Annotated in this window: 19 protein-coding genes; 8 read left to right on the top strand and 11 right to left on the bottom strand. The window is 70.0% G+C overall.

All coding sequences use genetic code 11. From position 1 onward, the window contains the following. Positions 1-14: 14 nt before the first annotated feature. Positions 15-2081, bottom strand: a complete 2067-nt coding sequence (locus BN1701_RS04560; RefSeq protein ID WP_054045790.1) for a S9 family peptidase — start codon at positions 2079-2081, stop codon at positions 15-17. A 107-nt stretch (positions 2082-2188) separates the two neighbouring features. Here BN1701_RS04560 and BN1701_RS04555 point away from each other — a divergent pair, with 107 nt between their 5' ends. After that, complete coding sequence (locus tag BN1701_RS04555; RefSeq protein ID WP_067520518.1) at positions 2189-2716, top strand: TetR/AcrR family transcriptional regulator; 528 nt, start codon at positions 2189-2191, stop codon at positions 2714-2716. Here the strand turns inward: BN1701_RS04555 and BN1701_RS04550 are convergent. Further along, positions 2696-3181, bottom strand: coding sequence for an SRPBCC family protein (locus BN1701_RS04550; RefSeq protein ID WP_054045786.1), 486 nt, complete (start codon positions 3179-3181; stop codon positions 2696-2698). The genes BN1701_RS04555 and BN1701_RS04550 overlap by 21 nt on opposite strands. Next, complete coding sequence (locus BN1701_RS04545) at positions 3178-3486, bottom strand: helix-turn-helix transcriptional regulator (protein WP_054045784.1); 309 nt, start codon at positions 3484-3486, stop codon at positions 3178-3180. The genes BN1701_RS04550 and BN1701_RS04545 overlap by 4 nt, the downstream gene beginning before the upstream one ends. A 103-nt stretch (positions 3487-3589) precedes the next feature. On the opposite strand from BN1701_RS04545, the gene BN1701_RS04540 reads away from it, so the two are divergent. Beyond that, positions 3590-4474: a S1C family serine protease gene (locus BN1701_RS04540; RefSeq protein ID WP_054045782.1), complete on the top strand. Its 885-nt coding sequence runs from the start codon at positions 3590-3592 to the stop codon at positions 4472-4474. A gap of 44 nt (positions 4475-4518) precedes the next feature. Here the strand turns inward: BN1701_RS04540 and BN1701_RS04535 are convergent, their stop codons facing one another. From BN1701_RS04535 to BN1701_RS04510, 6 genes are all read right to left on the bottom strand, one after another. Further along, positions 4519-6003 carry a CoA-acylating methylmalonate-semialdehyde dehydrogenase gene (locus BN1701_RS04535; protein ID WP_054045780.1) on the bottom strand — a complete coding sequence of 495 codons (1485 nt, stop codon included), beginning with the start codon at positions 6001-6003 and terminating at the stop codon, positions 4519-4521. Beyond that, positions 6003-7361 (bottom strand): aspartate aminotransferase family protein, encoded by a 1359-nt coding sequence (locus BN1701_RS04530; RefSeq protein WP_369800491.1) that lies wholly within the window; start codon positions 7359-7361, stop codon positions 6003-6005. The genes BN1701_RS04535 and BN1701_RS04530 overlap by 1 nt, the downstream gene beginning before the upstream one ends. Positions 7362-7422: 61 nt before the next feature. Beyond that, entirely contained in the window at positions 7423-8016 is a 594-nt protein-coding gene (locus tag BN1701_RS04525; RefSeq protein ID WP_054045778.1) for a hypothetical protein, read from the bottom strand. 54 nt (positions 8017-8070) lie between these two features. Beyond that, positions 8071-8952 (bottom strand): hypothetical protein, encoded by an 882-nt coding sequence (locus BN1701_RS04520; RefSeq protein ID WP_054045776.1) that lies wholly within the window; start codon positions 8950-8952, stop codon positions 8071-8073. 49 nt (positions 8953-9001) lie between these two features. Continuing rightward, positions 9002-9397 (bottom strand): RidA family protein, encoded by a 396-nt coding sequence (locus BN1701_RS04515; RefSeq protein ID WP_054045774.1) that lies wholly within the window; start codon positions 9395-9397, stop codon positions 9002-9004. Beyond that, positions 9394-10191, bottom strand: coding sequence for an NAD(P)-dependent oxidoreductase (locus tag BN1701_RS04510; protein ID WP_067520516.1), 798 nt, complete (start codon positions 10189-10191; stop codon positions 9394-9396). Before BN1701_RS04510 ends, BN1701_RS04515 begins: the two co-directional genes overlap by 4 nt. 82 nt (positions 10192-10273) lie before the next feature. On the opposite strand from BN1701_RS04510, the gene BN1701_RS04505 reads away from it, so the two are divergent. Continuing rightward, positions 10274-11188: a LysR family transcriptional regulator gene (locus BN1701_RS04505; RefSeq protein ID WP_054045770.1), complete on the top strand. Its 915-nt coding sequence runs from the start codon at positions 10274-10276 to the stop codon at positions 11186-11188. A 101-nt stretch (positions 11189-11289) separates the two neighbouring features. On the opposite strand, the gene BN1701_RS04500 is transcribed toward BN1701_RS04505, so the two are convergent. Beyond that, positions 11290-13272 (bottom strand): TPM domain-containing protein, encoded by a 1983-nt coding sequence (locus BN1701_RS04500; protein ID WP_054045768.1) that lies wholly within the window; start codon positions 13270-13272, stop codon positions 11290-11292. A 90-nt stretch (positions 13273-13362) separates the two neighbouring features. Here BN1701_RS04500 and BN1701_RS04495 point away from each other — a divergent pair, with 90 nt between their 5' ends. Continuing rightward, complete coding sequence (locus BN1701_RS04495; protein WP_054055612.1) at positions 13363-14958, top strand: PucR family transcriptional regulator ligand-binding domain-containing protein; 1596 nt, start codon at positions 13363-13365, stop codon at positions 14956-14958. Between the two features lie 91 nt (positions 14959-15049). Here the strand turns inward: BN1701_RS04495 and BN1701_RS04490 are convergent, their stop codons facing one another. Beyond that, positions 15050-15646: a TetR/AcrR family transcriptional regulator gene (locus BN1701_RS04490; RefSeq protein ID WP_054045766.1), complete on the bottom strand. Its 597-nt coding sequence runs from the start codon at positions 15644-15646 to the stop codon at positions 15050-15052. Between the two features lie 75 nt (positions 15647-15721). On the opposite strand from BN1701_RS04490, the gene BN1701_RS04485 reads away from it, so the two are divergent. From BN1701_RS04485 to BN1701_RS04470, 4 genes are all read left to right on the top strand, one after another. After that, entirely contained in the window at positions 15722-16762 is a 1041-nt protein-coding gene (locus tag BN1701_RS04485) for a nitronate monooxygenase family protein (protein ID WP_054045764.1), read from the top strand. A 152-nt stretch (positions 16763-16914) separates the two neighbouring features. Further along, positions 16915-18342 (top strand): DNRLRE domain-containing protein, encoded by a 1428-nt coding sequence (locus BN1701_RS04480; RefSeq protein WP_054045762.1) that lies wholly within the window; start codon positions 16915-16917, stop codon positions 18340-18342. Between the two features lie 191 nt (positions 18343-18533). Next, on the top strand, positions 18534-19787 hold the full coding sequence (locus tag BN1701_RS04475) for an MFS transporter (protein ID WP_082860261.1): 1254 nt from the start codon (positions 18534-18536) through the stop codon (positions 19785-19787). After that, entirely contained in the window at positions 19784-20752 is a 969-nt protein-coding gene (locus BN1701_RS04470; protein WP_054045760.1) for a PD40 domain-containing protein, read from the top strand. Before BN1701_RS04475 ends, BN1701_RS04470 begins: the two co-directional genes overlap by 4 nt. Positions 20753-20763: the final 11 nt, after the last annotated feature.

Below are 20763 nucleotides of genomic sequence, written 5' to 3'. Positions count from 1 at the left end.
CCCCGCCGACCGGATCAAACGCCCAAAGCGGACTTCAGCCAGCGGACCTGCATCAGCATGAAGTTCTCCGCCACGTCATCCTCCTGCGGCGTCATGTGGGTGACGCCCGGAAGCGGGAGCAGCGCGTGCGGTCGGCCGGCGGCAACCAAAGCGCTCGACAGGCGGATGGCGTGGGCGACCACGACGTTGTCGTCGGCGAGGCCGTGGATGATCAGCAGCGGCCGGTCCAGCTTTGGCGCGTCGTCGATCAGGGAGTTCCGGTCGTAGACCTCCGGGCGCTCGTCCGGGTGACCCAGGTAGCGCTCGGTGTAGTGCGTGTCGTACAGCCGCCAGTCCGTCACCGGGGCGCCCGCGATGGCCGCGTGGAAAACCTCTGGCGCGCGCAGCACGGCCAGCGCCGCGAGGTAGCCGCCGTAGGACCAGCCGCGGATGGCGACCTTGGTCAGGTCAAGATCCGGGTGCGCCGCGGCGACGCCGTGGAGGGCGTCGATCTGGTCGGTGAGAGTCACCTCCGCGGGCTCGAAGGCGATCTCGCGCTCCCACACCGGACCGCGCCCCGGGGTACCCCGGCCGTCTGCGATGACGACGGCGAAACCCTGGTCGGCCAGCCACTGCGGGCCGAGGTAGGCGTTGCGGGTCGACAGGACGCGCTGGGCGTGGGGGCCGCCGTAGGGGTCCATCAGGACCGGCAGCTTCGTCCCGGCGACGTGGTCGGCCGGGTAGAGCACCGCGACGCGCAGGTCGCGTTCGCCCACGCTCATCAGCGTCACGTTCGGGGTGAGCGGCGGGGTGACGGCCAGGCTCTCGATCTCGCCGACCGCCGTGCCTCCGCGCGACACCGTGATCCGGGGGCCGGACCAGTCCAGCGACCACGATGTCAGCACCGTCGCGTCGCCGCCGCGGGCGGCCGAGTGCACACCATCCACAGTGGACACCTGGACCGGGCCGGAGCGGTAGACGTGGACCTGCGTTGGGTCCTCGGCCGACGCGGTGAACAGGACGTCGTCGCCGACGTCGAGGACCGAGCGGACCTGGAGGTCGCCCGACACCACCTCGGCGCCGACGAACAGGCGGTTGGCGCCGTCGTGGGCCTCGACCCGGACGAGCGCGCCGTCCGGCGTCCACGCCGGGACGCCTGTGACGATCTCAACCCAGGTGTCGTCGGTGTCGGTGTGCACGAGTTCGGTCGCGCCCGTGTCCGGGTCGACCGTGCGGGTCTCGACGGTCTTCTGGTCGCGCGACTGCACGGCGATCAGCGGCAGACCGGCGGCCGACCAGTGCGCGGTCACCAGGTACTCCAGCGCGCCGTCCCAGTCGACGTCGACCTTCGAGCCGTCCAGGCCGATCACCGCGAGGCTGACCTTGACGTTGGCCGTGCCCGCCGCCGGGTACGACACGACCGACGGCTCGGCGGCCGGGTTCGCCGGGTCGGCGATGTGCCAGCGCTGAACGTCGCGCTTGTCGGTGAACGCGACGAGCAGCCGGGTGCCGTCCGGCGACCACCAGTAGCCGCGCGACCGGCTCATCTCCTCGGCCGCGACGAACTCGGCGACGCCGCACGCCCGGCCCTCGCCCTCCGGCGTGGCCAGCGCGCGGTCGTCCGCGCCGTCGACGCCGACGACCCGCAGCTCGTCGTTGGCCACATACGCCACGTGGGTGCCGGTCGGGTTCGGCCGCGGGTCGACGATCGGGGTCGCCGTCGTCACCTCACTGGCCTGCTCGGTGCGCGCGTCGGCGACGAACAGCCGCCCGGACAGCGCGAAGGCCACCACCTCGGCCCGCGCGTCGGTCGCGCAGCCGATGACGCCCGCACCCTGTTCGCGGCTGCGCTCGCGGCGCGCGCGTTCCTCGGCGGACAGCTCCTCGGAGCCGCCGAGCAGGACGGCCGGGTCGCCGAGCCGGGTCTCGGCTCCGGTGGTCAGGTCCCGCTTCCATAGGATGTGGGTTCGGTCCTCACCGCCCGCCGAGCGCAGGAACAGCACGTGGCCGCCGTCCGGCGCGACGCGGAACTCGCGGGGGGAACCGAGGGTGAAGCGCTGGGTACGCGCCTGCAGGCGGAGAAAGGTCGTCTCACTGGTCACGCGGACAACCTATCCGGGAATCGGGTGGCCGACAGGGACCCCCAGTCCCCATCGACCACCCGCACGTACCATACGGTATGGCACGTCCCGAGTGAAACGGCGGAGACATGGCAAGCAAGCGAGACTGGTTGGACCACGGGTTGGACGTGCTGGCGGCCGAGGGCGCCCAGGCGCTGACGATCGAGCGGCTGTCGACCCGACTCGGGGTGACCAAGGGGTCGTTCTACCACCACTTCGCCGGGATGGGCGCCTACCACCAAGCGCTGCTGGAGCGGTTCCAACAGGACAACACCAGCCATCACATCGAGGCCGCCGAAGCCGAGCCTGCCCCGCCGGAGGCGACGCTGGAGCGGCTGCTCGCCTCGGTCATGGCGGGCAGGCGGCAGAACCTGGAGACGGCGGTGCGCGCGTGGGCGCAGCGGGACCCCCACGTCGCCGCCGTGCTGACCGAGGTGGACAAATCCCGAATGGACTACCTGGAGTCGGTGTGCCTGCGCGCGGGTCGCACACCCGCCGAGGCCCGGCACGTCAGCCAGCTGCTCTACGTGATCATCGTCGGCGCGGGCCAGACACTCCCCGCGCTATCCACAGAGGACGTGGGCCAGATCTACCGCCTAGTCCTCGACCGCGTCTGACGCCACGGCGGCGTAGGCCCGCAGACCGAGCATCCAGCCGTTGTCGGAGCTGACCGAGGCCAGGATCTCCTCGCCGGACTCACCGTGCCGCTCAAGCTCGCGGTGCTCCAACTCGACCCGCGTCGTCGCGCCCTCCGGGATGAACCGGACCTCGATCTCGCTCGCCCGCGCCGAGTCGGGGTCGTAGTTCCAGTCGCCCTGCAGGTGCCAGGCCAGCAGAAACCGGTCATATGGGTCGTAGGCCAGCACGCGCCCCCAGTCACACTCGACGCCGTCCTGCCCGCGCTCGAACCAGCGGCCACCCACGCGCGGCTCGATGACCACGTCGGCGAAGTCGGTTTCGCCGAGATGGTGATCGGCGGGCCACCAGGTGCCCATCCTCGTGGCGAACACCGTGAACGCGCGCTCTTGCGTGGCCCGCACAGTGATCGTCTTCACCACGCTCAGCCCAGTACCCTGCGTCATCGCTCCTCCTCTTCGACAGCCTCGGCGAACGCCGCCATCGCCTTGTCCCACAACTGATCGAGATACCCACGCAGCGCCGCGACCCCGGCGAGGTTCACCTGGTAGCGCCTGCGGGTGCCCTCGGCCCGGTCGACCACGAGGCCCGCGTCCTTGAGCACTTTGAGGTGCTGGGACACAGCGGGCCTGCTGACCGGCAGCTCGGCCGCCAGTTCGCCGACCGCGCGGGGCCGGTCGACCAGCAACTCGAACACCGCCCGCCGGGTCGGATCGGTGAGCGCGGCGAACGCAGCTTGGTAAGTCACCACGAACGGTAAGCTACAACTTACCTTAGCGCGGGTCAATGAGTTTCTTGGGGAATCCCTGGCAGGCGCACAGGTTTCTCTCACGTGGCGGGCGCAGGTTGGAGGCATGAACCAGTACCCCCAACCGGGCATGGGCGCTGTCCCCGGCACGCCGGTTCAGCCCGGCCAGCCAGTCCACTCGATCTGGCCCACCCAGCAGCCCCACCGACCCCAGCCCGCCCAGCGGATCCGGCGGGGCGCGGTCGCCCTCGTCGCGGCGGCCGTGCTCGGGGCGGGGGCGCTCGGTGGTGTGGCGGGCGCGTTCATCGGGTCCGACACCGGCTCCGCCCTCAACACCCCCACCACCGCCCAAGCGGCCAGTGCGACGGTCCCGACCGACCTGTCCGACATCGTGGCCAAAGTAATGCCGAGCGTCGTGCAAGTCGGCGTGCGGAGCGGCAACGCCGAAGGGGTCGGCTCCGGGGTCATCCTCACCACCGACGGGCGCATCCTGACCAACAACCACGTCGTCGCGGGCGCGCGGGAGATCCAGATCACCTTCGCCGATGGCCGCAAGGCCACCGCCGAGGTCCTCGGCACCGACTCCGGCGCCGACCTGGCGCTCCTGCAGGCCAAGGGCGTCAGTGGGCTGACCCCGGCCGTCCTCGGCGACTCGGGCGATCTCCAGGTCGGCGACACGGTCATCGCGATCGGATCACCGGCCGGGCTCCAGGGCACGGTCACCACGGGCATCGTCAGCGCGCTCGATCGGGACGTCAGCATCCCCGGCCGCGGCAAGGGCGGGGCGTCCTACAAGGCGATCCAGACCGACGCGTCGATCAATCAGGGGAACTCGGGTGGGCCGCTGTTCGACACGGCGGGTCGGGTGATCGGCATCAACTCCGCCATCTACTCCCCCGTGACCGGCCAGGACGGCGCGGCGGGCAGCGTGGGGATCGGCTTCAGCATCCCGATCGACGCGGCCAAGTCGGTGATGGAGCGGATCGGCTGACACACCGCGCGGGCCACGTGGGCCATGGCCCGCACGATGCGTGTCTACACGTTGCGCGGGAATCCAAGGTTCACGCCGCCGTGGGACGGGTCGAGCCAGCGGCTCGTCACGACCTTCGTGCGGGTGAAGAAGTGGATGCCGTCCGGGCCGTAGGCGTGGGTGTCGCCGAACAGGGAGTCCTTCCAGCCGCCGAAGGAGTAGTAGCCGACGGGGACCGGGATCGGGACGTTGACGCCGACCATGCCGATCTCGACCTCGTGCTGGAACCGCCGGGCCGCGCCGCCGTCGTTGGTGAAGATCGCGGTGCCGTTGCCGTAGCGGTTGGCGTTGACCAGCGCGACGGCCTCCTCGTACGACGAGACCCGCACCACCGACAGCACCGGACCGAAGATCTCGTCGGAGTAGACCGACATGCCCGACTCGACGTGGTCGAACAGCGACGGCCCGAGCCAGAAGCCGTCAGCGTCCCCGTCGATCTCGTGGCCGCGGCCGTCGACCACCAGCGATGCCTCGCCTGAGTCCAAATAGGACGCGACCTTGTCCCGGTGGGCGCGGGTGACCAGCGGTCCCATCTCGTTGCCCGGCCGGGTGCCTGCGCCGACCTTGAGCACGGCCATACGATCGCGGATGCGGCTGACCAACTCGTCGCCGATCGGGTCGACGGCGACGACGACCGACACGGCCATGCACCGCTCCCCCGCCGACCCGAAGCCCGCCGAAACCGCGGCGTCGGCGGCCAGGTCGAGGTCGGAGTCGGGGAGCACGACCATGTGGTTCTTGGCCCCACCCAGCGCCTGCACGCGTTTGCCGTGGCGGGTGCCGGTCTCGTAGACGTACCGGGCGATCGGGGTGGAGCCGACGAACGAGATCGCGCGCACGTCAGGGTGTTCGAGCAGCCCGTCGACAGCCACCTTGTCGCCGTGCAGCACGTTCAGCGCGCCATCGGGGAGCCCGGCCTCGGCGAACAGCTCGGCGATGAGGTTCGCCGCCGACGGGTCCTTCTCGCTTGGCTTGAGAACCACGGTGTTCCCGCAGGCCAGCGCGTTGGGCACGAACCACAGCGGCACCATCGCCGGGAAGTTGAACGGCGAGATCACCCCGACCACGCCGAGCGGCTGGCGCAGCGAGTAGACGTCGACCTTCGTCGAGACGTTCTCGCTGTAGCCGCCCTTGAGCAGCGACGGCACCCCGCAGGCGAACTCGACCGCCTCCATCGCGCGCTGCACTTCGCCCGCCGCGTCGTCGGTCACCTTGCCGTGTTCGGCGGTGACCAGGTCGACCAGCTCCCGCTTTCGGGCGTTGAGCAGTTCGCGAAATCCGAAGAGGACAGAGGTTCGAGCCGCCAGCGAGGCGTCCCGCCACCCCACGGAGGCCGCGCGGGCCGCGTTGACGGCCGCCTCGATCTCCGTGGGCCCCGCGAAGTCGACGTGGGCGGCGACCTGGCCGGTCGCCGGATCGAAGACGTCGCCGTGCCGGTCGGTGTCGCCCGACCACGGCTTGCCGTCGATCCAGTGACTGATCCTGCGCATCAGCCCTCACCACCCTGCGCTGCGGCGTCCGCGACAGCGATCGCTTCGCTGAGGACGTCGAGCGCTTCGTCGACTTCATGCTCGGTCAGTGTCATCGGCGGCGCGAGCCGGATGACGTTGTTGTGCAGGCCGCCCTTGCCGACCAGCAGCCCACGCGCCTTGGTCTCCTCCAGCACGCGCACCGCGGCCGTCGGGTTGGGGGCCTTACCGCCGGGCTCGACCAGCTCGACGCCGATCATCAGGCCCTTGCCGCGCACGTCGCCGACCACCGGGTGCCGGTGGGCGATGTCGTGCAGTCCCTCGGACAGCCGGATTCCCTGCTTCTCGGCGTTGGCCTGCAGGTCGTTGTCCAGCAGGTAGTCGATCACGGCGTTCGCGCCTGCCGTGGCGATCGGGTTGCCGCCGAAGGTGGAGATCGAGTTGGCGGTCAGGCAGTCCATGACGTCCGGCCGCGCGACCAGCCCGCCGATGGCCAGGCCGTTGCCCAGCCCCTTGGCGAAAGTCATCATGTCCGGCGTGACGCCGTGGGCCTGGATGCCCCAGAAGTGCTCGCCCGTGCGGCCCCACCCGGTCTGCACCTCGTCGGAGACCAGCAGGATCCCGCTCTCGTCCAGGATCTCCTTGAACGCCTTGTAGAGCCCGTCCGGTGGCACGCAGAACCCGCCGACCCCCTGGATCGGCTCGGCGATCATGCACGCGACGTCGCCGGAGGTCGTGGTGTTGAGGACCTCGCGCAGGTCGTCGGCGCAGGCCTGGATGTAGTCGGCGTCGCTGAGGTGGCCGAAGGGGCTGCGGTAGCGGTAGCCGCCGTGGACGTAGCTGACCTTGACCGGCGACAGGCTGCTGGCCGACCAGCCCCGGTTGCCGGTGATGCCGACCGTGCCGAACGCGCGCCCGTGGTAGGAGTTGCGCAGCGCGAGGACCTGGTTGCTGCGACGGAACTGGGTCGACAGCATGAGCGCGGTCTCGTTGGCCTCGGTGCCGGAGTTGGTGAAGAACACCTTCGCGTCCGGGATGCCGGACAGCTTGGCGATCTTCTCGGCCAACTCCACCTGGCCGCGGATGAGGTAGAGCGTCGAGGTGTGCAGGACCCCCGAGTCGAGCTGACGCCGGATCGCGTCGCTGATCTCGGCGATGTCGTAGCCGATGGCGTTGGTCAGGATTCCGGCGAAGAAGTCGAGATAGGTCTTCCCGTCGGCGTCGGTGACATGCCTGCCCTCGGCACTCACCAGCTCGATCGGGTCGGCGTAGTAGAGCGCGAGCCAGGACGGTAGGACCGCTCGGTGACGGTCGATCAGCGGCGTCTGCTGGGTGTCGGCCATGCCGCGAGTGTGGTCGGTGGACAGCGTCGACACCATGGTCAAGGTGTATCGGCGGGCCGGATTAGCCCTACAGAGTGACCACTCTCGCCCGCAGAGGTCACTTGTCTTTGCAGTGTTCTACGACTTCCGCGTACGACCCGTGCCCGACGCCTCTGTCCACCAGCCGGACCTCCAGGTCGCCCTTGGTGAACCTGTCAGTGATGTATTGGCCCTCCAGCCGCCGCGGCCTTCTCCCAGCGGCGTGTATCTCGCCCGCACCTATGTGTCGACTGCTTCCATGAGTCACATTCTCATAGGTATACGAAAACGTGTATGTGTCCGCGCCTGGAGCCTTCTCCAGGATGGCAGTCCGGGAGTGCGACGAACTCTCACCGGTGAACATTCGAACGTTCACCGACCAGAAGCTCTGCTCGATGATGAAGTAGGCCGCTATCGGCCCCCAGTTCCCGGTTTCAGGTATGTGACTGCCCTCAGCGGGGACCAGGGTGCCTTTCCAGGTGCCGTCAAGCCTGGGCCGGGGGACGATCTTCTTGATCATGCCCCATTTCCACAGCCACTTGTCGAAGACCACGACCAAGACGGCCAGCACGGACGGGAGGTAGACCAGTCCTTGTTTGATCCCGCCCTGGAGTTGAACACCCGCCAGAAACAGCACAGCGGCATAAAGACCGCTGACGACCACCGCGGTCACTTGGACAGTCCGTGCCGGGCTCTTCATACCGACCCTCGCCTCGATCGGAGCGGCCTATTCGTCGTCCCTGTACCTGTTCCTGTACCACTGTTCTGGCTGATCCGGATCCGGATGCTTCACAAGATGCTTGATGAAGTCTTCGAGGTTCAGCAGATCGGTGGACGAAGCACTGGCCTTGATCGTCTTGCGCCCGCCCAAGGTCGACAGGCAAGCAAGCCCTCCCGACATCTCACCGAGCCAGTCGACTATCTTTGGATGAGTCCGGAAAAGTTTGCCCGAGTAGCAGCCCGCTGGCGCATTGCCGATTACACACTCAAGCAAGTACGACGGCATGGGTGCTTTAAGGGAAGAGCACAGTCGTTTGATGAGGCGGATTTCACCTCGATACAATCCGCCGGTTTCCTTGTCTATTCTTTCCACTTCGGCCGCGTGCAGCTGCGGATAACTCTCCATGAGAATCGGTTCCTCCGCCGCGAGAGACCAGAAGAAGATCGGCGTCTCGACGGGCAGTTCACCGTCACCGGCACGCGGGGTGCGCTGACCGGGCTGCTCACCTTCGCAGCACACCACCAGGTCGACCGCCAGCAGCGGCGCACGAGCACTGAGCTTGATCGTCTTGTGGGCCCGCTCCGGCTTCCCCAAGGGCGATTTCCCGTTGAAGACACCGAACACAGCCTGACGGAATTCCAGCCAATCATTGTACGTCGTTGGTATGTGGGCGCATACCACGACATCGACGTCGCTCGTGGCCTCGATGTTCGTCTGATTGCGGGCCGAGCCCTGTACGAAAGTGTGGAACTTCCACTCGGCGAGCACGGACGCTTTCCGGAGAACCTCGTCGACCTTGCAGATCGTGTTCCCGGCCTTGTCGCGCGCCACGGGCCTGCCATGGCGCCGATATCTTTGCTGGTTGTTGATCGGAATCACCTCGACCACACCGATTCTCGAACCGTACCCCTCTCTGTCGCTCTCCGTCCGAAGATCGCTACACCACGGCGGTGATGTCGACCTCCAGCAGCAGGCCGGGCCGGAACAGTCGGGACACCTCGACCGTCGTGCTGGTCGGCAGGGTGTCGCCGAGGTAGGTGCGGCGGACCGCGCCGTACTCGGCGAGGCGGTCCATGTCGGCGAGGTAGGTGCGGATGTTCACCACGTCGGCGAAGCCCGCGCCGCGGTCGGCGAGCAGGGCGGCGACGGCGTCGAAGATGAACGCGGTCTGGGCGGCCATGTCGTCTTCGCCGACCACTTCGCCATCGTGGTCGAGGGCGGCTTGGCCGGACAGGATCAGCAGCCTGCGCCCGCCGAGGTCGATCTCGGCCAGGTTGGAGTAGGCGGCGGCCGGGGGCGGCGCGGTGGGCGGGTTGTGGAACGTCGTGGTCATCGGCCTGCCTTCGTCGGGTCGGCCAGCGCGCCGACGTCGCGGCCTCCGGTGTTGGGGACGGCCGCACGGGCCCTGGCCAGCGCGGCTCGGGTGAGTGGGAGGTCGCCGCCGTGGTCGACGGCGAGCGCGAGGTCCTTAGCGGCCAAGTCCATGGTGAAGTGAGCGCCCTTGCCTTCCGACCGCCGCACCAGGGCGCCCATCGGGCCCGCGGCGAGGAACCGTTCGGCGTCCACGTCGAGGGTGGCCGCCAACTCGCGGAGTTCGCCGAGCAGCGCGAGCCCGGCGATCAGCGCGGTGTTCACCACGAGCTTCGCCGCGGCGGCCGAGCCGGGGCCGCCGACCCGCTCGACGGTGCCCATGGCGGCGAGAACCGGGGCGACGCGGTCGACGTCGGCGGGCTCGCCGCCGGTGAAGATCGTCAACTCCCCGGCCTCGGCCTTGTCGACGCTTCCGCCGACGGGCGCGTCGACCATGGCGCACGGCAGGCGGGCGGCGATGGCTCGGACCGCGTCGGGGCCGATCGTGGACATCTCGACCAGCACGGTGTCCGCGCGCATGGCCGATGCCGCGCCGTTCTCGCCGAACAGCACCGACTCGACGGCGGCGGGCCCGGAGAGCATGGTGATCACGATCTCCGCGCCCGACGCCGCACCCCCAGGCGTGTCGGCCGCGGTCGCGCCGACGAGTGGCTTGCTGGTCCGGTTCCAAACGGTCACGGTGTGGCCTGCGGCGACCAGCCTGGCCGCCATGCGAACCCCCATGTGGCCGAGTCCCAGAAACGCGACAGTGGGCATGCCGCTGACGTTAGGCTCAACCCTGACATGCGACAAGCGAAGGTTTCGCATGATCGCCATGCGAGATCAGAATGGATCCATTGTGGACATAGTGAGGCTGTCGGTGTTCCGTGAGGTGGCGGTCCTGGGTTCGTTCACCGCCGCGGCGAGGTCGCTGCGCTACACCCAGTCCGCGGTGTCCCGCCAGATCGCGGCACTGGAGGAGGACGTGGCAGCGGTGCTGTTCGACCGGGTGCCACGCGGCGTCCGGTTGACAGATGAGGGCCGCTGCCTGCTCGGCCACGCCGACGCGGTGCTCGACCGGCTCGACGCGGCCCGCCGCGACCTGACCGCGTTGCGTGAGGTGGACACGGGAAGGCTGCGCATCGGCGCGTTCGCCACGGCGGAGGCGGTGCTGGTGCCGCGCGCGATGGCGGCGTTTCAGGCCGCGCACCCGCGCGTGGAGCTGTCGCTGTCCGACGGGCTCACCGCGGCGCACATCGGCAGGCTGCGCGCGGGCGAGCTGGATGTGGCGGTGCTCGCGGGCTCACCTGGGTCGGTCGAGGGGCTGGCATTGCACCACCTTCTCGACGATCCCCTGCTGGTCGCGCTGCCCACCGACCACCGGTTCGCCGGGCGCCGGACGCTGCGGCTGACGGAGTTGGCGGGTGAGAGCTGGATCGCGGGGTCTACGACTGTCGAGGACACATTGATCGGCATGTGCTTGCGGTCGGGTTTCCGGCCGTCGGTGCGTTACGTCGTGCAGGAGTGGACCGCGAAACAGGGGTTGGTCGCGGCGGGTCTGGGGATCACGCTTGTACCCGGCCTCGCGGCGACGGCACTGCGACCGGACATTCTGGTCAAGCGTCTGCATGCCGATGAGGCATCCCCACGTGCGATCTACGCGGCGGTGGTCGACCGCAGGCCGCGACCGCCTGCGGTGCAACGGTTTCTAGACTATCTGACGGAGAGCGCTGCTCTGCTGCTGCACGAGCTGAGTCAGATCATGTCTCGTTGACGCGCGTTGTGCACTCGTTCGTTCTTCGTCGGCGAGGGCGCTCCCTCGTGCAGGGGAAATGCAGGGACCTTCGGTCCCCAAAAGCAAATGCAGGACAGCGCTTAGAAGCGGCCGCCGCCGCCGATTCGGCGGGAGCTGCCCGCGCCGCCGAATGAACCGGGGCCGCTGCCGCCACCGCCCCAACGACCGCCCCGGCTGCCGGAGCCGAAGCCGCCGCGCAGGACGCTGTCCAGCAGGATGCCGCCAAGGACCGCGCCGGTGTTGCCGCCGAAGCCGGACTGGTTCTGCCTGCTCTCCCAGTCGCGGACGTCTGACTCCGCCGCCGAGGACGCGCGGGCGGCCAGGCCCGCGGCGGTTTGGGCGTGTTGGAGTGCGACCGCGAGGTCGGTGGCCTGCTCGGCTTCGGCCAGGTGCCGCTGTGCCTCCGACAGGCGCGTACGGGCCTCGGCCTCGACGGCGCCGCGGCGGGTGGCGATGTAGTCGGTGGCGGCGGACAGCTGGGCCCTGGCGGTGGCGAGGGTCTGGTCGACCTGCTGGCGCAGGCGGTCCGTGCGGTCCTTCGCCGTGGCCGCGGTGCTGACGGCCTTGTCGAGTTCGACGTCGGCGGCGGCGAGGTCGGTGTAGGCGCCCAAGGGGTTGGTGTCCTTGGTGGCCTCGGCCGAGGCGAGGGCGGCTTCGGCGGCTTCCATGGCCGAGGCGAGCAGCTCGCCGCCGTGGGCGGCCAGGTCGCGGGCGGCGGCGAGGTCGGCGCGGGTGTCCTCGATGGCGGCGGGCAGGCCCGCGATGGCCGTGCGGATGTTGTCGGCGCCGTGGTCGACGGCGTCGAGCAAGGTGCGGGACTGGCCGACGGCGCCCTCGGCGGCGCGGATGGCGGCGACCACCGCGCCCTGCTCGCCCGCCGGTCGTGCGGTCGCCTCGCGGCCCGCGGTGATGTTCTGGTCGGCGAAGGCCAGGCGCTGCCGGGCCTGGGTGACGTTGTCGCGGATCGGGGCCAGCACGGGCGCCGGGAACTCCGCGACCAGCCGGGCCAGCGTGGCCTCCGACTCCGGCAGGCGCGTGGTCAGCGCGACCATCTCCTGGGTGAGCGTGTCGAGTCGCTGGGGGGCGTCGATCAGCAGGTCGCGCATGCCGTCGAACTCGGCGACGCGGGCGTCGAGTTCGCGGTCGGCCTTGCCGCAGCTGCTGATCAGCTCGACGAGCAGGTCGCGCTGCTCCGCGGGCGTCTCGGGGATGTTGTCGTCGAGCCGCTGGCGCAGGGTGAAGGCGTGGGCGAGGGCTTGCTTGGCGGTGGTGAACGCGGTGGTGAACGGCTGGGTCTGGGCGTCGCCGAACTCGCCGCGGGCCAGGTCGAGTTCCTCGGCGCTGGTGCGCAGCGCGTTGTCCATCTCCACGAGGACTTCCCGTGACCGGGCGTCGAGCGCGTCGATCGGCAGGGCGGCGAGGGCCGCGGTGTCGTTCGGGTCGATCTCGCGCGCGGCGGCGATGCTCGCCTCGGCCCGGTCGCGCCTGCGCTTGCGGGTGTAGAAGTACACGCCGCCGCCGCCGACGAGCACGACCGCGCCGCCGATCAGCAGCGGTCGCGCGGAGACCGTGCTCGGCGCCATCGCACCGTCGAGGCCGTTGGCCGCGGCCACGACGGCGCCCGCCCAGTCCTGGTCGCGCAGGGCGGGTTCGATGCTGTCGACCCGCAGCTCGGTGAACTCGTTGTCGGTGATCTCCTGCGGCAGGCCCGCCGAGTAGAGGCCGTACGAGCGGTCGACGGTCGCCACGGCGAGCAGCACGTCCCGGTCGCCGAGGGAGCTGAGGGTCGCGGTGTCCTCGGCCCAGCGCGGCCCCTCCTCGCCGGTGAAGTCGGCGACGAAGACAACCCAGAGCCGAAGCTTGCGCGAGTCGTAGAGCTTGTCGACCGCAGCCGTCACCGCGTCCCGCCCGGCCGCGTCGAGCGCGCCGGAATTGTCGGTGACCTGATCACGCAGCCGCTCCGGCGGGTCGGCCATGGCCGGGCCCGCGACCAGTACGAACAGTGCCAGCGCCGCGGCGGCGGACCAGCGGAGCAGGCGGGCGGGCGACGGTGCGGTCGGCATGGGCAGGAATGTATCCCGTCCTGGGCGGCGGCACCGCGCCGCGATGGTCAAGATGTATCGGTGACCGCGGGCCGGACTTACAGTGTGTCGATGTACCCGACTGTGTCGGAGATCCTGGCCCTGCCGGTCGTGCGGCAGGGTGCGCCCGCGGTCGTCGCGGGCGCGTCCGGACTGTCCAATCGGGTCCGCTGGGTGCACGCGGCCGAGGTCGCCGACATCGCCCACCTGCTGCGCGGCGGCGAGCTGGTGCTGACCACGGGCATCGCCCTCGCCGATGATGTCGCGGCCCTGACCAGGTACGTCGACGAGCTGGCCGGGATCGGCGCGGCGGGGATCGTCGTCGAGCTGGTCCGGCACTGGAGCGAGAGTCTGCCGCCCGCGCTGGCCGCCGCGGCCGAACGGAACGGTCTGCCGCTGATCACGCTGTCCCGCGAGACGAAGTTCGTGGCCGTCACCGAGGCCGTGGTCGGCCTGATCGTCGACGCTCAGGTCGCCGAGCTGCGGGCGGCCGAGCAGGTCCACGAGGCGTTCACGGCCCTGACGGTGGCGGGCGCGGAGCCCGCCGAGGTGCTGCGGGAGGTCGTGCGGGCGTCGGGCTTCCCGGTGGTGTTGGAGACCTTGGACCACGACATCCTCGCCTACGACGCGGGCGGCGAACTGCCCGGCGAACTCCTGGCCGACTGGGCCCGCCGCTCGCGCGCGGTGACGGTGACGGAGCGGACGGCCTACCACCAGGCGGCGGGCTGGCTGGTCACGGTGGTCGGCGCGCGCGGCAACGACTGGGGTCGACTCGTGCTGCTGTGCCCGGAGGCGCCCGCGCACCGCCACATCGTGATCGTCGAGCGAGCCGCGTCGGCGCTGGCGGTGCACCGGTTGGCAGCGCGGGACCGGGAGGGCCTGGAGCGGCACGCGCACCGGACGCTGCTGACCGAGTTGCTGGCCCAGACTCCCCCGGCGGACCTGGTCGCGCGGGCGGGCGGGCTCGGGGTGCCGTTGGAGCACCGGCAGCTGATCGGCGTGGCGGTCCGGCCCGGCACCGACGTGAGCCCGGCGCCCGCGATGGCGACTCAGGAGGTGCTGAGGGACCTTGCCGAGGCCACGGCCCTGGCCACCCGGCGGGCTCGCGTGGCGGCGCTGGTCGGGATCGTCGACGACACGAGTGTCCGGGCGCTGCTGTCGCTGACGCCGCAGGCCGACGCCGACGCGGTCCTGCGGCGGGTGGCGAAGGAGATCCACCAGGCTCCCCGGCCGGTGGTGCTGGCGGTGGGCACGACCGTGGCCGCGGTGACCGATGCCCGCCGCAGCCTGATCGAGGCGGCGCACGTAGCCCAAGCGGCGCTGCGGTCGCCGGGGAAGGCGGTGCACCGGCTCGATGATGTGCGGTTGCGGGGACTGCTGCACCTGCTGGCTGACGACGACCGGGTCATCGCGTTCGCCGATCGGGAACTGACGGCGTTGGTGGCTCGGGACTTGTCCCACGGGAGCCGGTTGATGGACACGTTGCGGCACTACTGCGAACACGGCGGGAACAAGTCGGCGGCCGCGGCGGCGGCGCATATGTCCCGGACGGCGTACTACCAGCAGTTGGCTCGGATCGAGCAGATTCTTGGGGTGTCGTTGGAGGATTCGGAATCGGTGCTGTCGTTGCATGTGGCGTTGCTGGCGCATGAGGTGCGCGGCCATTGAGGTGAACGAACTCGCGATCCGATAGCGCGCCTTGGGCTTGGCCTTGTCGTCGCTGTGGCGACCTTGGACCTACGAGGTCGACGTGGATCGGTTAGCGCGCGCCGAGTAGTAGCATTGTGTTGGGCCACAGGCGGTCCAGGAGTGCCGGGTCGTTGGCGAGTTTGGCGAACAGCACCATCCCCTCCAACTGGGCGAGCACGGCCCGCGCGGTCTCCTGGGTCCCGGTTCCCGCCGGGATCGCGTCTTCCGCCTCCGCCGCCGCCAATGCCTCGGACACCAGCGTGATCTGGTCGTCGAACACCGCGGTCAAGTGGCCTGCGACCAAGTCGTCCTGGTTGCCGAGTTCCTGGGCAAGGTTGCCGAACAGGCATCCCCGCAGCACGCCGAGGGACTTCTTCTCCGCGCGCTGAGTATCCACTTGGGACTCCAGTACCCGCCGGATCCGGTCCAGCGGAGCCACGTCGGCGGCGAGCGCCGCTGTCCACACAGGACGCTGGCGGGTCCACGATGTCTCGATCGCCGCGACCGTCAACGCCTGTTTGGAGTCGAAGAAGTGGTAGAAGCTGCCCTTGCGCACGTCCGCGGTCGCGCAGATCTCGGCCACGCCCAGCGCGGCGTAGCCGCGGGCGTGCATCAGGTCACAGGCGGCGTCGACCAGACGCTCGCGGGCGGTGCTGGTTCTTCCCACGGTCGAAGTGTTGCACTTTAGTTGACCGGTCGTCTAGTGTTCGTCCAGTCACGAACAACTTTGAAAGGGTGTGCGATGGAGGCGCTGTTCGGGATCGAGTACCCGATCGTCCAGGGGCCCTTCGGCGGCGGGCTTTCGTCGGTGGCGCTGGCCGCCGCGGTGTCGAACGCGGGCGGGTTGGGCTCGTTCGGCGCGCACATCTTGACGCCCGAGGAGATCACCGCGCTGGTCGCCGACCTGAGACGCCACACGGACAGGCCGTTCGCGGTCAACCTTTGGGTGCCGCAGCCCGGCGAGGACGGCTGGCCCGACCCCCACGAACTCGCCGGGCACATCGACCGGATCCGGCCCTACCTCGACGAACTCGGTCTGCCCGACCCCGAGCCGACGCGCGGGCCGGACTTCGTCGAGCAGGTCACCGCGCTGCTGGCCGCCGCTCCCCCGGTGATCAGCTTCGTCATGGGCGTCCCACCGGCCGACGTGCTGACCGAGGCCCGCGACCGGGGTATCCGCACGATCGGCACCGCGACCACGGTGGATGAGGCGGTAGCGATCGCGGAGGCCGGGATGGACGCCGTGGTGGCCTCCGGCAGCGACGCGGGCGGACACCGGGGCGCGTTCCTGCGACCGGTCGCCGAGTCCCTGGTCGGCACGTTCTCGCTGATCCCGCAGGTGCGCGACGCCGTGCGGATTCCGGTGATCGCCGCGGGCGGAATCGCCGACGCCCGCGGGATCGCCGCGGCCCGGGCGCTCGGGGCCGACGGGGTGCAGATCGGCACCGGCTTCCTCACGACCACCGAGTCGGGGGCGAGCGCGGTCCACAAGGCCGCCTTGCTGAGCCAGGCCGCCAAGGTCACCGTGCTGACCCGGCTGTTCTCCGGGCGCCACGCCCGGACCATCCCGAACCGACTGACCCGCGAACTGGCCGAGCATGAGGCGCTTGTACCGCACTACCCGGTGCAAAGCCTGCTGATGTCACCCATCCGTCGCAGTGGGAACGCGGACTTCGTCAACCTGTGGTCGGGTCAAGCCGCCCCACTGAGTCAGTCGGTGTCGGCGAAGGAGTACTTCGAGTCCCTGATCCGACCGTCTGGTCCGACTAAGGATACGGACTGATCCCAGCCCCGTGGCGGACATTCGCGAGTGTGCATGTGGACAATTCACCTTCCAGTCATCTGGTGCTTGGCGGGGACCCGGCTGATCGTCCGCTTGGCCCCCAAAGGTTGTAGGTCGGTCCCCACAACTGAACCAGGGAAGGCCTTCGACACATGTCAAGTCGTAAAGCCAAGATCGCAGCCGCGCTCGCGGGAGTGGTCACAGTGGCCACCACCACGACGCTCGTCGTCATCGGATCGGCCCCCGTCGCCTCGGCGGCAACCACCACGTTCAACCCCGTCGCCGACACCTACGTCGACAACGCGGCCACCGGCACCAACTACGGCACCTCCGGCCAGCTCGGCGTGGACAACTCGTCGGTCAAGCGGATGTTCCTGCGCTTCAACGTCACCGGTGTCACCGGCACCGTGACGAGCGCGAAGCTGCGCATCCACACCGACAACGTCGCGGGCGCGCAGAGCTCCAACGGCGGCACCTACCGGCTGATGTCCAACACGGCCTGGTCCGAGACCAGCGTGACCTGGAACAACCAGCCCGCCATCGACGGCGCCACCCTCGGCTCGCTCGGCGCGGTCAGCCAGAACACCTGGTACGAGATCGACGTGCTGTCGCTGATCTCGGGCAACGGCACCTTCAGCATCGGCGCCACCTCGACGAGCAGCGACGGCGCGGACTTCGACTCGCGCGAGTCGGGCTCGGCCACGGCGCCGCAGCTGGTGCTCACCACCGGCACGACGACCACAACCACCCCGCCCACCACCACCCCGCCGACCACCACGACGACCCCGCCGCCGTCTGGTGACCCGGTCCTGGTCGGCGCGGGCGACATCGCCACCTCCGGCTCGGCCGACTCGGCCACCGCCAACCTGCTCGACGGCATCCCGGGCACGATCTTCACCCTGGGCGACAACGTCTACCCGGACGGCACCGCCGCGCAGTTCACCCAGTACTACGAGCCGACCTGGGGCCGCCACAAGGCGCGCACCCGTCCGGCGCCGGGCAACCACGACTACCACACCTCGGGCGCGTCGGGTTACTACAACTACTTCGGCGCGAACGCGGGCCCGTCGGGTCGCGGGTACTACTCCTACGACCTGGGCAACTGGCACGTCGTCTCGCTCAATAGCGAGGTCAGCATGTCCGCGGGCTCGGCGCAGGAGCAGTGGCTGCGCGCCGACCTGGCCGCCAGCACCAAGCCGTGCACCATCGCCTACTGGCACAAGCCGCGCTTCACCTCCAGCTCCAACCACGCGCCCAACCCGGCGACCGGTCCGCTGGTGCAGGCCCTGTACGACTACAACGCCGAGGTCATCGTCACCGGCCACAACCACCAGTACGAGCGGTTCGCCCCGATGAACCCGAGCGGCGGCCTGGACAACACCAACGGCATCCGCCACTTCGTCGCGGGCATGGGCGGTGCGGGCTTCTACGGCTTCGGCACCATCCTGCCGAACAGCCAGGTCCGCAACAGCAACACCAACGGCGTGCTGAAGTTCACCCTGCACGCCAACAGCTACGACTGGGAGTTCGTGCCGGTCGCGGGCCAGACCTTCACCGACAGCGGCACCACCGCGTGCTAGTCCGCCTCCCCGGAATTTCAACGGGTAGTCGCCGTTGGAGCAACGGGTGCGGATAGCTGTCGCCGTGGTCGGCCGCCGTCACGGTGCCCCTTAGGCGCCGGTCGGTAGTCGCGAACAATCTAGGACAACCGGTGGTGCCCGCCGATCTCGGCGGGCACCACCTCCATCCGCAGGTGGAGGTAGGTCAGCCCGTGTATCTGTCCACGATCGACAAGCCGAAGTCCGCCGAGGACACCGGGCGGCGGTGGCGCGGAGTCAGCGGCAACGTCGTCGCGCTGGGCTCGGTCAGCCTGGTCACCGATATCTCCTCGGAGATGGTCACCGCCATCCTGCCGCTGTACCTGGTGGTCGGGCTGCACATGAGCCCGCTGGCCTACGGCGCGATCGACGGGCTCTACACGGGAGCGACCGCGCTGCTGCGGCTGCTCGGCGGCTACGTCGCCGACCGGACCAGCAGACGCAAAGCCGTCGCGGGACTGGGCTACGGCCTGTCCGCGGTGGCCAAACTCGGCCTCATGGCCGCGGGCAACTCCGCGGCGCTGATCGGCCTGGCGATCACCGGCGACCGCGCGGGCAAGGGCCTGCGCACCGCCCCACGCGACGCCCTGATCACCCTGTCCACCCCGGCCGACCGGCTCGGCCGCGCGTTCGGCGTGCACCGGTCGATGGACGCGTTCGGCGCGTTCTGTGGGCCGCTGGTGGCGGTAGCCGTGCTGGCCGCCGCGGGCGCCACCGCGTTCGACGCGGTGTTCTTCGTCAGCTTCCTCATCGCGGGCTTCGGCGTGCTATTGCTCGTGCTGTTCGTGCGGGACAAGCGGTCCGAGCTGGTCACCGCGAAGGTCAGCCCGCGCGCGGCGGCCGGTCTGCTGAAGCTGCCCGCGGTGCGCGGGCTCCTGCTCGCAGCGACTCTGCTCGGCCTGGCCACGGTCGGCGACGGCTTCGTCTACCTGCTGCTGCAGCGGCGGGGCGAACTGTCGATGGGCTGGTTCCCGCTGATGGCGGTCGGCACCGCCCTGGTCTACCTGCTGCTGGCCACCCCGCTGGGCCTGCTGGCCGACAAGATCGGCCGCGGCCGGGTGATGCTGGCCGGGTACGGCGCTCTCGCGCTGGTCTACCTGGCGCTGATCGGGCCGGTGCACGGGCTGCCGCTGATCATCGCCGTGCTCGTCCTCTACGGCGTGTTCTACGCCGCGACCGACGGCGTGCTGATGGCCATGGCGGGCGCGGTGCTGCCGGAGCACCTGCGCGCGACCGGACTCGCCCTCATCCAGACCGGGCAGGCGCTGGCCTACCTGGGCTCGTCAGTCCTGTTCGGACTGTCCTGGCAGCTGTGGGGACCCACCGCGGCCTGTGCCGCCGCCGCGATCACCGTGGTGGCCACCATCATCGTCACCGGCGCGGTCTTCGCCCGGCTGACTCGCTCGACCGACGAGGCGAAGGCATGAACCAGCGCAACCGGGTGATCATCGCGGTCGTGGCCGCCGTACTGCTGGCCGGGGCGGCGGTCTACTACGTCGCGGGCCGCACGCCCAAGAGCGTCGCCGCGCCGGACAGCGGCCCGGTCAGCACCGCGGGCGGACGCATTCAGGTGCTCACCAACGGCATGCTCTCCTCGGTGGCCCGCGCCGACTCACGCGGCGCGCGGTCGATCAGCGAGCAGCAGTGCGACCGCGCGTACACCGCCAAGGACACCGTCGCCTGCCTGCGTCCGGTCGACGCGCTCACCGGCACCCGCCTGGTCGTGTTCGACCAGGCGATGGCCGAGCGCAAGTCCGTCCCGCTGACCGGATTCCCCAACCGGCTGCGCGTGTCGACCAGCGGCCGGATGGTGTCGTGGACGGTGTTCGTCGGCGGCCACGACTACGCCACCAACGGCTTCTCCACCCGCACCGGGATTCTCGACACCCAGACCGGCCAGGTGACCGACACCCTGGAAGGGTTCGCCGTGACGAACGAGGGCACGCTCGTGCAGGCCGTCGACGTCAACTTCTGGGGCGTCACCTTCACCGCCGACGACAACCGCTTCTACGCGACCATGTCGACCGGCGGCAAGCGGTACCTGATCGAAGGCGACCACGCCGCCCGCACCGCCCGCACCCTGGCGACCAACGTCGAGTGTCCGTCGCTGTCCCCCGACGGCAAGCGCATCGCCTACAAGTCGGCCGTCGACGCGGACCCGGCCAAGGGCTGGCGGCTGTCGATCATGGATCTGGCCACGCTCAGGTCGACCCCGCTCGCCGAGACCCGCAGCGTCGACGACCAGCCCGCCTGGCTCGACGACACCAGCGTCGCCTACTCGCTGCAGCGCGACGACGGCGTCAACGACGTCTGGACCGTGCGGGCTGACGGCTCGGGGCAGCCCACGCTGGCTGTGGAGGGCGCGAACTCCCCCGCGGTCGTCGCGAGCTGATCAGCGCCGGG

Source organism: Alloactinosynnema sp. L-07, from assembly GCF_900070365.1.
Taxonomy (GTDB): Bacteria; Actinomycetota; Actinomycetes; order Mycobacteriales; family Pseudonocardiaceae; genus Actinokineospora.
The sequence above is the reverse complement of the archived record's forward strand: the minus strand, read 5'-3'. Positions and strand labels throughout refer to the sequence as shown.